The sequence below is a fragment of the Armatimonas sp. genome (assembly GCF_964826245.1).
This window is the reverse complement of the sequence record NZ_CBAYMC010000140.1, coordinates 1-11561: the sequence shown is the minus strand read 5'-3', so window position 1 is coordinate 11561 and position 11561 is coordinate 1. Positions and strand designations below refer to the sequence as shown.

The window sequence follows — 11561 nt, the reverse complement described above, 5'->3', positions numbered from 1 at the left end:
TAACTGCGCGGCCTCACTTTGCATGCAGCGATAGAGAGGCCGCTCAAGCTCCTCCGTAACGATTGGCATACGCTCATATGTTGACCAGACGATATGGAGAACAACCTCCACTTTATTACGACGCGAAGAATGGTGCCTTGTGTTCATCGTCCTAAGAACGGCTGACACCACCCCATTCTGACAAAAATTGAAAATATTTCCCGCCGGTTAAAATCGGCGTCTGAAGGCGCAAGCGCCACAAAGTCGCTCCGCGACTGCTGAGTTCACAATCGCGGAGCGATTTCTTGGCGGCACGCCTATACACGCCGCTTTCAATCGGCGGGATAGGGGCAGAAAAATCGCCTATCCCAGATACGCCTTCACTGTCTCGGTGGGGACTTGCCAGACGCGCTCGGCCAGATAGGGCTTGAAGCCTAGCTCGGTGTTGATCTTGAGCATGGCATCGTTGCTGTCGGCGTTTTCGGTGCGGACAATCGTCACATCAGGGCGCTCAGCGATAAGCTTCTTAAGCAGCTCGGCCTTGAGCCAGCGACCCAGGCGCTTGCCCCGGTACTGCGGCCAGACGGCGGTGATTCCCTGGTGCGCAAAGGTCGGCTTGTGCGGGTTCCAGAACAGCTCCGTCAGCCCGGCGATCTTTCCGGTCTCGTTGTCGCGCAGGTGCAGGCTCCAGCGCTCGACCCCACGCTTGGCACGCGACTCTTCCTGGTGGCGCAGCTGCTCCTCGGTGAGCTTGAAGTCCTCGACTTGGAGGCTGCCACGCGGGACGGTGTTGAAGATATCAAAAAGATCAATTACCTCCTGGATATTCTCCTCGGGGTACGCTCCCGCCCAGAGGCAAGACGTAAAGCCGTCGGCGAGATCGCTTGTCCAAGTGTCGAGCAGGCCGTCGGGAACCTCGGCGAGCTTGAGCTGGTTCACGTGCGACTCTAGCCCCACAGTTGCGCCAATCCGCTCTAGAAACGCCGCGCCAGAGGGAACCGTGCTGGCGCTGTCAGCCATGAGAAGTGTCCGGTTCTCCGACTCCGCCACTGCCATAATCTCCCGCAAGAGCTGCTTGGCGATACCTTGCTGGCGAATCTCTGGTAGGAGCTTGATCGAAAACTGCGCCAGATGCTGGTTTTCGTCGGCGCGCATCACGCCTAGATCGGCAGTACCCAGCGTCTTGCCTTCCTGCTCCACCACCCATACCCAGACATCCACAAAGGGCGGAATGCTCCGTAGCTGGGCCTCTGTCTCCTCCCACTTGGGGGCAGGATCATCAGGCGCGCGCTCCACCGCCATCGCCACACGAAGCTCGTGCGATGCCCTCGCGTCGTCGTCGGAGATGTTTCGGATGTCAATGGATCGGATGGTGATTTGGCTCATGCCTACAAAGACACTCAAAATAGAGGTTATGTCACAGGTAGAATAGATTCTATGCTGAAGATCGGAATTGCAGGGCAGCGCGGGCTAGCGTTCCTGAAGGCGTTTCGTGCGTTTCCTGGTGTGGAAGTGACGGCGCTTTGTGACACAAACCCCGATGTTTTGGAGCGCAATGCGAGTGCGCACGAGATTTCCGGGCGCTTCACGGAGTTCTCCGCGATGCTGGAGCATGTCGAGGCTGTCGTGGTCTCGACTCCGATGCAGTGTCACGCGGAGCAGAGCATCGAGGCACTTGCGGCCGGCAAGCACGTGCTCTCGGAAGTGAGTGCCTGCATCTCCATGGACGAGTGCTGGCGGCTCCTCAACGCGGCGGAGAACAGTGGTGCCGTCTATGCGATGGCGGAGAACTACTGCTACGGTAAGGACGTGGTGCTGATCAAAGAGCTGGTGCGAGAGGGGCTCTTTGGCGTGCCGTACTTTGGCGAGGGCGAGTACCTTCATGAGATCCGTCACTACCACCACACCCCTGATGGCTCCCCGACCTGGCGCTCGGTCTACCAAGTCGGGCGGCGCGGCTGTACCTACGGGACGCACTCCCTTGGCCCGGTGATGCAGTGGTTTACCACCGCCAACCCGAGCGAGCGTATCGCGACAATTAGCTGTCACGGCACGGGCGTCCACACCGATACAGGGCACCCGCACGACGACACCTGCCTCATGCTGGTACAGTTAGCCAGCGGCAAGCTGATCAAGATCCGCCTGGATATGCTCTCGAACCGCCCCCACCTGCCCGCTTACTATGCGCTCCAGGGGACGCTCGGAGTCTACGAAGCATCGCGCTTTCCGGGTCAGCCAAGCCAAGTCTGGCTAGGCAAGAGTGAGGACGGAGCAAACCGAAAGTGGCAACCCCTCAGCGAGCTCTACGAAATGCATCTCCCCGATGACTGGCGCAACCCACCTCCCGAAGCTCTTGCGGCAGGCCACGGAGGCGGCGACTACTTTGTCGCCCGTGACTTTGTTCGCGCCTGCCGGGGAGAAGCCGCGCCCAGCTGCGGCATCCACGATGCGCTTGCCTGGACCGCCTGCGACATTCTCTCCGAAATATCCATCACCAATGGCGGCACGCCGCTCCATGTCCCCAACTTCCGCGATCCGAAAGAGAAACCCCTGAGCTATGCCTGAGCTATCCCACCTACGCATGCGCCGCCCGCGCCTCGACAACCTGCCTGAGCTGGTGCTACCGGAGGGCTTTGCCCTGCGCTCTGTCACGGCAAACGAGCTCCCAGAGCTGGCCTGTCTGCTGGCGGCATCGTTTCCCGAGCTGATCTGGACACCACAGAAAGCCCATGAAGCCCTCTTCGCCGATCTGACGGTCAAAGAGACGCTGGCGCTCGTTGAGGAAGCGACGGGTATTTTTGCTACCACAGCATCAGCGCGGCTCTTGCCAGAGCGTTTTCCCGATGCGGGCTACCTGCACTGGGTCGGGGCGCACCAGAGTTTTCGTGGCAAAGGACTGGGACGGCTGGTCACCCTCGCGGTGCTGCACAAGTTCCGCGAGCGGGGCTGCACCAGTGCGGTTTTAGAAACCCAGGACTTTCGCCTGCCCGCGCTCCAGAGCTACCTCAAGCTGGGCTTTGAGCCCGAGCACGCCGACGACACCCATGCGGCGCGCTGGGAGGCAATCTTAAACCCACCACTGGGTAAGCAACCCGTGACTCAGGTGGCTTTTGTGGTGAAGGATATGGACGTTGCCCGACAGGCCTGGGCCAAGGCACTGGGCGTGCCCATCCCTGACACCCGCCTAACCATTCCGGGTAATGAGCGCGATCTCACCTACCTCGGACAGGCAACGGGAGCACAAGCGAAGCTAGCGTTCTTTAATCTCGGCCAGGTGCAGATCGAGCTGATTGAGCCCGTGGCAGGTAGTGGCCCCAGTGTCTGGGATAACGCGCCAGAGGGAGTTCACCACCTAGCGTTTCGCACGAAGAACATGGCCGCAACCCGCGATGCGCTCGCCGCCGTGGGCGTGCCACTGGTCTTTCGTGGTGACTCCCCCAACGGAGCCCAGATGGCCTACTTCGATGCTCGCGACTCTCTGGGCCTCTACTTTGAGTTCGCGGAGGCCCAGAAAACGCCGCTCTAGAGCCGCTCAGCCCCGATCGCCGTGAGTGTCTTTCGTATGTTTGCCAGGGTCGTCTCGATCTCCTCACCCGTGAGCGTCCGGTCTGGAGCACGGAGCGTGAAACGAAGCGTCAGCGAGCGCTTGCCCTCACCGAGCTTGCTAGCATCCTCGAAAATATCGGCCAGTCGTAGCGACTCTAGAAGCGGCCCCGCGCTCTCGCGCGCCGCTTGCTCGATCTTGTCGAACGGCATATCTTTGGAAAAGACTGGTGCCACATCACGGGTCGCCGACGCAAACTCGGGAAGCGCAGAAAAGCCAACCTTTGTTTCTTGGGCAAGCGAAGCGAGCGCCTCGCCGTCCAGATCAAAGACACACGTGCGCTTGGGCAGGTCGTTGGCGTCGATCACCGCCGTCGAGAACTCACCGATCATCCCAATATTCTGACCATTCACTAAAACACTCGCCGTCCGATACGGATGCGTGAAGGGGGACGTGTCCGCGACGTACTCCGCCACGATCCCAAGCCCCGCCAGCAGGCTCTCGACAATACCCTTGGCAAAGTAGAAGTCCGCTGGGTAGCTCTCGCCCTTGATCGCCCAAAGATTGGCGTTGGCTGAACCCGCAACCAATCCCGAAACGCGCAAAGGCTCACTCGGGGTTCCCCCACTCGTGGGGGCGGAGGGGGCCAAGTACACACTTGCCACCTCGAAGATGGCGATGTCACGGATGCCTTCGCGGACGGCACGCTGGGCGATTCCGATATGATTGGGCACCAGCGATGTGCGCAGCTGGCTATACTCCGGTGCCATTGGGTTGCGCAGAAGCAGCGCTCCGGGGCCACCGTCGGCCACGAGCGAGTGCGTGATGACCTCTTGCAAGCCCTGCTGCACCAGTGCGTTCTTCAGGCGCAGGATAAACGCGGCGCGTGGCGAGTCCTGCCCGCGCTGCCCGATCTGCCAGGCGATCTTCTCCGGGATATTGGCGTAGCCCAGCGCGATCCGCCCCACCTCCTCCGCGATATCGTCCTCGATGGTTAGATCAGGTCGCCACGCCGGGATCAGACAGTCCAGCGCGCCTGCGGACTGCTCCACCCCCAGCCCAAGCCGGGTAAGTGCCGCAATGGCCGCATCACGGTCCACATCCACGCCGAGCAGCGCACGCACGCGGTCGAGGCGTGCTAAAAAGCGTCGCTTGGGAGTCGGCTGGGCAATTTCCTCGCTCACACCGACGATCTCGCCACCACAGTGCTCAACGATTAGCTGCGCGGCGCGGTCGCCGGCAATAGCGACTAAGTTCGGATCGACATAGCGCTCAAACCGGTAGCTCGCCTCAGAGCGCACCACTTTCTTCGCCGTTCGCCGGATGCAGAAGGGGTCGAAGTGCGCCGTTTCCAGCAGCACATTGGTCGTCCCCTCCGTGATCTCGGTCTCCTTACCGCCCATGATCCCCGCGATCGAGATCGCCTTTTCCCGGTCGCAGATACAGAGCGTCCCTTGCGGAAGCTCGTGCTCCGCGCCATCCAGGGTCACTAGTTTCTCGCCCGGAAGCGCCTGCCGCACGACAATCTCGCCGCCGGGGATCGTGTCCAGATCAAACGCATGGAGCGGTTGCCCTAGCTCCAGCATGACGAAGTTGGTGATGTCCGCGACATTATTGATCATCCGGTAGCGGTCGCCCAGCGCGGCGGTCAGGCGATCCTGAATCCACTGGGGCGTCGGGCCGATCTTGACGTTTTTAATCACGGTCGCCCGGAACCGGTGGCAGTTCGCGCTATCGTCAATGCGGATGGAGACTCCACCCCCTGCCCCCGCCGAGCGGGGGGGATGCTGCGGTTGGAGCTTCTTATTGGGGTAGATAGCGGCAAGCTCTCTTGCCGTACCGTAGACACTGGCCCAGTCGCCGCGGTTGGGGGTGATCTTGGTGTACCAGACCTTCCCAAACGGCGTCTCCAGCGTCTCCTCGACCTCCAGCCCCGCCATGGTCAGCGCATCGGCGACGGCCTCTTGCTCGTCGCCCGAAACCGCGATGTAGTCATTTAACCAACTCAGTGGAATTCTCATAATGTTTGTACCCTCCCCCCCCCGCCCCTCCTCCCGACACCTCCGGGAGGAGGTCGGAAGGAGGGGAGATAGAGAGGCGATGAAACTCCCCTCCCCCAACCCGTCTCCCAGGGTTGGGAGGAGGGGCCGGGGGAGGAGGGTCTAGAACTGCCCTAAAAATCGGAGGTCGTTGTCGAGGAAGAGCCGCAGGTCTTTGACGCCGTAGCGGATCATGGGCATGCGATCTAGCCCCAGCCCAAAGGCCCAGCCGGTGTACTTTTCCGTGTCGTAGCCGGCGCGCTTGAGGATATTGGGGTGGATCAGCCCCGCGCCGCCGAGCTCCAGCCAGCGGTTGTTCCACCACACAGCCACTTCCACACCCGGCTCGACGAACGGGAAGAAGTCGGGGCGGAATCTGACGATGGCATCGGGGCCAAAGAGGCCACGAGCAATCTCGGCCAAGACGCCTTTCAGATCGGCGAGGGAGATCCCCTCCGCGACCGAGAAGCCATCGATCTGGTGGAACGTGTGCGAGTGAGTCTCGTCCATGGCATCGCGCCGGAAGCAGCGGCCCATGGTCGCCATACGAAATGGCACGGCGGGCAGGTTGCTAAAGTTGCGGCCCTGGAGCGAGCCGGTGGTGTGGGTGCGCAAGAGCCACGCACCGGGCTGCCCCGACGGCGCGCCCCCCTCGACATAGAACGTGTCTTGCTCGTCCATGGCCGGATGATCCTGTGGGTAGTTGAGCCAGTCGAAGTTAAAGAGATAGTCCTCGACATCGGGGCCATCCACAAACGTGAAGCCCAGCCCGAGAAAGACCTGCTTGACATCCGCAAACGTCCGGGTCAGTGGATGCAAGCGCCCCGGCGTGCGTCCGCGCCCTGGCAGCGTCACGTCAATGGCCTCGGCTTGCTCACGAACGGCAAGCTCGGCGGCAGCGAGCGCGGCTTTTCGCTCGGCCAGCGCTGTCTCGACACGACTCTTTGCCTCGTTGAGCGCCTGCCCAAAGAGCGGCTTCTGGTCGGCGGGCAGGCTCCCGAGCTGGCGCATCATCCCGCTCAGCTTGCCATTTCTGCGGCCCAGATAGGCGATATCGGCTTCTTCAAGTGTTGCTGTAGACTCTGCGGCAGCAATCGCAGCGAGCGCCTCGGCCTCTACTTGTCTCAGTTCGTCTGTCATAATTTCACCCAAAAAAGCCCGTGGCGGGTGCCACGGGCTTTTCTTTTTGTTCCACAGGCGGGATTAGCCCGCGACGCCCACCTGCTTGAGGAGGGCGGTAAAGGCACCCGGATCGTTGATCGCCATGTCCGATAGAACCTTGCGGTCCAGTGCGATCCCCGACTGGCTCAGGGCGTGGATGAATGTCGAGTAGCGCGTGCCACCGTTGCGGCAGGCAGCGCCAATACGAGCAATCCACAGGCGGCGGAAGTCACGCTTCTTGACACGACGGTCACGGTAGGCGTAGTTTCCAGCCTTAGCGACGGCCTCATTGGCTGTCTGGAATACATTTTTGCGAGAGCCGAAATAGCCCTTCGCTTGCTTGATGATCTTATTGTGGCGCTTTTTGACCATTACGCCACGCTTGACTCTAGGCATCTCTTCTTTTTCCTTATCGGGCGCGGCCCTCGAAAAATGGCCGCTGTTTCTTCCCGGTTTCCAGCCCGGCGCTGTTTGAGTAGCGTCTCTCCGGGCGGCGAGGGTCTGCGATTACTTCATTCGCTCTTAAGCTAGAAGTTGGCTCCGTAGGGCAGCTGTCGTCCCAGGGCCTTGGCTTTGCCCGGATCGAGGACGGACTCGGCGTACAGGCGGCGAAGGCACTGAGGGCTCTTCTTCACCATCGAGTGGTGCCGCTTGCTGTGCCGGTGCATCAGCTTTCCGGTGCCGGTACCATGAAATCGCTTTACCGCGCTCTTGTGGCTCTTCATCTTCGGCATGATAGTTCTTTCTCCACGGCGCAGAAAACTGCGCCAAGGGAAGATAGTACCATGCTTCCTCGCGCTCAGCAATACCTACTTCCCTGATTTGGTTCTACGGGAACTCCCACACATTACTTTGTCGTACAAAGTGACATGAACCGCACCGCACTTCTGGCTCTTCTTCTGAGCGCCGCTCTGGGAGCTGGCTTGCTCCGCTTAGGCTGGGCAAGTCCCCTCACCCATCTCCTTGCAGGGGTTGGTATCGCGGGAACTCTGGGGCTATTGCTACTGGGTTTCGTCGCTCTTCTGCGGCGCGTCCCTCGGCGAGGCAGGATGGTGCTTGCTCTGCTTGTCTCTCCGCTGGCACTGCGAGGGGAGTATTTCTTTTTGCGGCACCACTGGCTGACACCCTGCTTTTTTGTGATCTTACTCCTCGTAGCCATCGCCCTCCTCTGGCCCGTTCGGCTCCACCTGCCCCTGCGCTCCCGAAAGACAGGCATCGCTCTGGCGGTACTCTGTGGCCTGGGGGTACCTTTGCTCTGGAGCAGTGTGCCGCCTCGGACGCTTCTTCAGGGAGTCAAGCGCTGGCGCTCGGAGCCCCTGACACGCACGCCGCTGGGAATAGCCGCACACACCGGGCTCCTTGGGAGCTTAGGGCTCTTCCCCCTGATGGGGCTTGTTAGTTTGCGCAGCGGTAGCGGTCAAAGCGTTCGGTAGTCAGCGGCACCCAGTGCGACTCTTCCGTAAGCGGCGCGGTTTCCTGATCCAGGCGAATCGCCGCACGGCGTAGCACATCGCGGGCCGAGAGCAGGCGCGCGGGAATGTCGGTGAGCTCTAAGAGCGCCTGTTTATCGTCGTTGGCAATCGGCAAGACACAAGATGCAGTAAATGAGAGCAGCTCAGGCTCGTCGGGGAGACGAAAACCAGCGACGCGCTTTCCGGCCCGTGCCAACTGCCGCGTGAGGTAGTCTTTCAGCGCCTCTTTGACGGACTCCACCAGCGGCTCCCAGTCACCATCCGTGGGCTGCTTGTCGTAGAGTGGCTCGATCAGGCCCGATCGGTAAGGGAAGTTATCGTGCGTGTCAAGAAGTCGAAAGCGCTCGGTACCGACGATCTCAATGCGGAAGCGGCCGTCATCGAGCTGCTCCGACTCCTTAATCTGAGCCAGGCAGCCCACCGGTGCAGTGGTCACCGTCTTGGTTGCCTCATCATTGCTGGTAAGCAAGATAATCCCAAAAGGCAGATTTTCCTTGAGGCAGCGCTGGATCATCAGGCGATAGCGCATCTCAAAGACATGCAGCGGCACCACCATCTGCGGAAAGAGAACCAGGTCCAGCGGAAAGAGCGGAACCTCTGTAATGCGCCCCCCATGCGTTGATCCCATACACGATTATATCGCGGTAAAATAACGAAGCAAACCCTGGCAACAAGGAGTCTATCTAGGCATGATACCGATTCTCGCTCTGCCCCCCGCGCTTGTCCAAACCGAGCTACGCTTCCTCGAGACCTTTCTCTGGAACCCGGAGACGCGCGGCCCGCTACTGGCGCTCTTTGCCAGTGACGAAAACACCGTCCAGCCCGCCACTGTTGGCTCGCTCACGGCTCTGGTTCCCAAGCAGCGCACGGAGCTGCTCTGGGAAAAGCTTCCACAACCCGATCTCTATGCCGGTCTGGCCGAGCCGGAGAAGCTGGCGCTGCTTAAGGCAAGCCTTAGCGAAAAACAGTGGGCAAAGCTCTGTAGCCGCGTCGGGCTGGGAGTCGGGGATCTGGGCCGCGACCAGCGCACGCTCTTTCTCGCACTCTTGCCAAATCCCCTCACTCTCCGTCGAAACGGCGAGACAGCACAAATTCAAGACCCCACTCGCCAGCAAACCCGCCTGCGCCTCTCGCGCAAGTTCGCCTACTACTTCACCAACAGCGATGGCGGCGCAATCTCTGTAGCCAGCAACGAGCCTACGAAACCAAACTGGGAGCTGGGAGCCCCCCAGCAGTTACTCTCGGGCACACGGCTTATTGAGCAAGGAGGCCGAGTCGGGTTCTCCATTGCGGAGGCGCAGACAGATCTCTTGTTTGTCACGAGCTTGACAACGGTTCCTGGGGTCACTCTCTCTCAAAACGTCAGACGTACTTTCGATCTCAATGATCTCTCGCTAATCGGTAACAACGCAGGGACGTTTGGGGCGACATTTACAGCACCACGCAGCAATAGCTCCAAGCCGAGCCAGCTTGAGTACGCCAGCCCTTTACTAGATACTACCGTGTCGCTGGTCGGAGCAAAGACGGTCGGGGAGCTGGTGAAGCGCTGTGGCGTGGCAACCAAGCAGGAGCTTTTCTGTGACCCACGTTATGCCAGCCTTGCGGTGCATCTGCGAGGGCCAAGTGCCCGTGCGGGGGATATTTGCCAGGCACTCGCTCGGTGCGTCACGGGTACGTGGCGCAAAGTCGGGCCGGGCTACGTCCTCACCGACGATCTCGTCCCCCTCGCCATTCGCATGGGCCGCATCCACGACTGGCTCACGGCGGCACAGCAGAACCTCACGAAACTGCAAGAAGGAGCCGATGAGCGAGCCGATACCATGCTCGCCGCCTACTTAACGTGGAGCGACGACGATCCCAACCACCCCGACGAGATACTCACCGCAAAGCTCACCCAGAACACACAGGCCCTCCGGGTGAGTGAGCTCTCTCCGGCGCTACGGGAGAAAGTCGCCCAGCAGATTGCGCTCTACCAGAACACCCCAAGCGGCGACCCGAACCGCGCTCCCATCAACACCGACAAAATCATCTACACGCCCCAGACGGTCCTAGAGCTCCTGCCCCCCGGCTATGATCCCGTTCCCGTGCGCTGGGCCAGCAATAGCGTCCGACAAACAAACCGCTCCGAGCCTACGCCCCAAACGCTTCCTGAACCGCCCAAAAACAGCCCGCCCCGGACGCTCGCTGTCGCGATCCAGAACGAGAGTGAGGCAAGACTTGCCGTCGCCACGGCAAAAACGAAGGGCTTCACGGCGCTCTGGGTGCAAGTGGGGCTCCATGATCCGTCCCTGCTGAAAATCGCCATTGAGGCAGGTGAAACAGAAGGCATTCCCGTCGCGGCCCTCGTGCGCCCCCTCCGAGCTCGGGCTGGTACCGAGCAAACGGTCGAGGGAAAGCGCTCCGCAAGCTACCTGCGCCCCGATCTGCCTGAGAGCCAGGCAGCAGTCCTGCCCGCGCTCAAAAAGCTCGCCGCCACACCTGGTCTGGCGGGGCTAATCCTCACGGATGTCTATCCCACAGGCTATCAAAACAGCGATGCAAACTGGAAAGACATTCTCGGCTACAGCGACGCGATGCGCCTCGCCTGCCTGCGCCAGCAAGCTGCCGATCCCGTAGACCTCACCACAGCCCAGCTTAATAGTAACAATCAAGTCTGGCTAGGCGGTGTCACCTTTGTTACGAATATTACGCTCAGCAAGCCCGGTGGCTACGCTCCGCCTCCCTCGTGGTATCAGCCTTCCGGCGGCTACTGGGAGGCGTTCTATAGAGTGCGCCAAGAAGCCTCGGAAGCCTTCGCCAACAGCCTGCTTGCGGCGATAAAGCCCTCCAGCCCCGGTTTTCAAATGACGTATCTCAGCCGAGACAGTCGCCACTTCGCCCCCACGCAGCGCCGCTTGATCGTGCCCACCTTTGCATCATTCGGCTTTCTCAGTGGGTTCGTGAACGAGTGGAGCCGAGCCGCCAACGAGAAAAGGCCACCCGAGAGCCTCGTCTTTGATGCCTCAGATCGGCCCCTTAGTCAAGCCCTTGCTGTACTCTCTAAGCTGTAGGGATCTGCCCCGGAGCCCAGAGCGCACGAATGTCCTCGCCGCGTGCCTCGCGCTCGGTGAGGTCTTGGAGGAACGTGACGAAGCTGATCTGAGGCGTCCAGCCCAGAGTGCTCTCGGCCTCGCTCAGATCATGCTGCTCAACGCGATCCGGAAAGGTAATCCCGTATTTTTCGATCAGGGCACTGCTTCCCGGCACCTGTGCCTCGCACCAAGCCAGACCGTGCGTCTTAAAATCCACCACCACGTCGTCGGGCATTCCGTGATTGGTGTGAACAATCGTCCGAAAGATCCCAAAGTCGCCCGCGAGCCCACGCTC

10 protein-coding genes and 1 pseudogene are annotated in these 11561 nt (G+C 60.8%); 4 read left to right on the top strand and 7 right to left on the bottom strand.

Annotated features, from left to right (window positions below; all coding sequences use genetic code 11):
- Positions 1-342: 342 nt before the first annotated feature.
- Positions 343-1365, bottom strand: a complete 1023-nt coding sequence (locus AC1XOS_RS13905) for a GNAT family N-acetyltransferase (protein ID WP_481962822.1) — start codon at positions 1363-1365, stop codon at positions 343-345.
- A 51-nt stretch (positions 1366-1416) separates the two neighbouring features.
- Here AC1XOS_RS13905 and AC1XOS_RS13900 point away from each other — a divergent pair, with 51 nt between their 5' ends.
- Entirely contained in the window at positions 1417-2544 is a 1128-nt protein-coding gene (locus AC1XOS_RS13900; RefSeq protein ID WP_481962821.1) for a Gfo/Idh/MocA family protein, read from the top strand.
- Complete coding sequence (locus AC1XOS_RS13895) at positions 2537-3505, top strand: GNAT family N-acetyltransferase (RefSeq protein ID WP_481962820.1); 969 nt, start codon at positions 2537-2539, stop codon at positions 3503-3505. The genes AC1XOS_RS13900 and AC1XOS_RS13895 overlap by 8 nt, the downstream gene beginning before the upstream one ends.
- Here AC1XOS_RS13895 and pheT read toward each other — a convergent pair.
- The 4 genes from pheT to rpmI all read right to left on the bottom strand — a co-directional run bounded on the left by pheT (position 3502) and on the right by rpmI (position 7457).
- Complete coding sequence (gene pheT, locus AC1XOS_RS13890) at positions 3502-5544, bottom strand: phenylalanine--tRNA ligase subunit beta (protein ID WP_481962819.1); 2043 nt, start codon at positions 5542-5544, stop codon at positions 3502-3504. The genes AC1XOS_RS13895 and pheT overlap by 4 nt on opposite strands.
- Before the next feature lie 141 nt (positions 5545-5685).
- Positions 5686-6702 (bottom strand): phenylalanine--tRNA ligase subunit alpha, encoded by a 1017-nt coding sequence (pheS, locus tag AC1XOS_RS13885; RefSeq protein WP_481962818.1) that lies wholly within the window; start codon positions 6700-6702, stop codon positions 5686-5688.
- Between the two features lie 63 nt (positions 6703-6765).
- Positions 6766-7119 carry a 50S ribosomal protein L20 gene (rplT, locus tag AC1XOS_RS13880; RefSeq protein WP_481962817.1) on the bottom strand — a complete coding sequence of 118 codons (354 nt, stop codon included), beginning with the start codon at positions 7117-7119 and terminating at the stop codon, positions 6766-6768.
- 131 nt (positions 7120-7250) lie between these two features.
- The gene (rpmI, locus tag AC1XOS_RS13875; protein WP_309688878.1) at positions 7251-7457 is read right to left on the bottom strand and encodes a 50S ribosomal protein L35; all 207 of its coding nucleotides are present in this window, start codon (positions 7455-7457) and stop codon (positions 7251-7253) included.
- Positions 7458-7592: 135 nt separating this feature from the next.
- Between rpmI and AC1XOS_RS13870 the strand changes: the two genes are divergently transcribed.
- Positions 7593-8156 carry a hypothetical protein gene (locus AC1XOS_RS13870; RefSeq protein ID WP_481962816.1) on the top strand — a complete coding sequence of 188 codons (564 nt, stop codon included), beginning with the start codon at positions 7593-7595 and terminating at the stop codon, positions 8154-8156.
- On the opposite strand, the gene AC1XOS_RS13865 is transcribed toward AC1XOS_RS13870, so the two are convergent.
- Positions 8119-8823 (bottom strand): LON peptidase substrate-binding domain-containing protein, encoded by a 705-nt coding sequence (locus AC1XOS_RS13865; protein WP_481962815.1) that lies wholly within the window; start codon positions 8821-8823, stop codon positions 8119-8121. The two genes, AC1XOS_RS13870 and AC1XOS_RS13865, sit on opposite strands and share 38 nt — an antisense overlap.
- Before the next feature lie 61 nt (positions 8824-8884).
- Between AC1XOS_RS13865 and AC1XOS_RS13860 the strand changes: the two genes are divergently transcribed.
- A complete protein-coding gene (locus tag AC1XOS_RS13860; protein WP_481962814.1) occupies positions 8885-11245 on the top strand; it encodes a hypothetical protein in 2361 nt (786 codons plus the stop codon).
- Here AC1XOS_RS13860 and AC1XOS_RS13855 read toward each other — a convergent pair.
- Positions 11235-11561: pseudogene (locus tag AC1XOS_RS13855) on the bottom strand (NAD-dependent epimerase/dehydratase family protein); the annotation flags it as partial. The gene AC1XOS_RS13860 and the pseudogene AC1XOS_RS13855 sit on opposite strands and share 11 nt — an antisense overlap.

Coding starts and splice junctions, on each gene's coding strand:
- pheT (WP_481962819.1), bottom strand. CDS start 5,544: ATGAGAATTCCACTGAGTTGGTTAAATGACTACATCGCGGTTTCGGGC.
- AC1XOS_RS13895 (WP_481962820.1), top strand. CDS start 2,537: ATGCCTGAGCTATCCCACCTACGCATGCGCCGCCCGCGCCTCGACAAC.
- AC1XOS_RS13865 (WP_481962815.1), bottom strand. CDS start 8,823: ATGGGATCAACGCATGGGGGGCGCATTACAGAGGTTCCGCTCTTTCCG.
- AC1XOS_RS13900 (WP_481962821.1), top strand. CDS start 1,417: ATGCTGAAGATCGGAATTGCAGGGCAGCGCGGGCTAGCGTTCCTGAAG.
- rpmI (WP_309688878.1), bottom strand. CDS start 7,457: ATGCCGAAGATGAAGAGCCACAAGAGCGCGGTAAAGCGATTTCATGGT.
- pheS (WP_481962818.1), bottom strand. CDS start 6,702: ATGACAGACGAACTGAGACAAGTAGAGGCCGAGGCGCTCGCTGCGATT.
- AC1XOS_RS13870 (WP_481962816.1), top strand. CDS start 7,593: ATGAACCGCACCGCACTTCTGGCTCTTCTTCTGAGCGCCGCTCTGGGA.
- AC1XOS_RS13905 (WP_481962822.1), bottom strand. CDS start 1,365: ATGAGCCAAATCACCATCCGATCCATTGACATCCGAAACATCTCCGAC.
- rplT (WP_481962817.1), bottom strand. CDS start 7,119: ATGCCTAGAGTCAAGCGTGGCGTAATGGTCAAAAAGCGCCACAATAAG.
- AC1XOS_RS13860 (WP_481962814.1), top strand. CDS start 8,885: ATGATACCGATTCTCGCTCTGCCCCCCGCGCTTGTCCAAACCGAGCTA.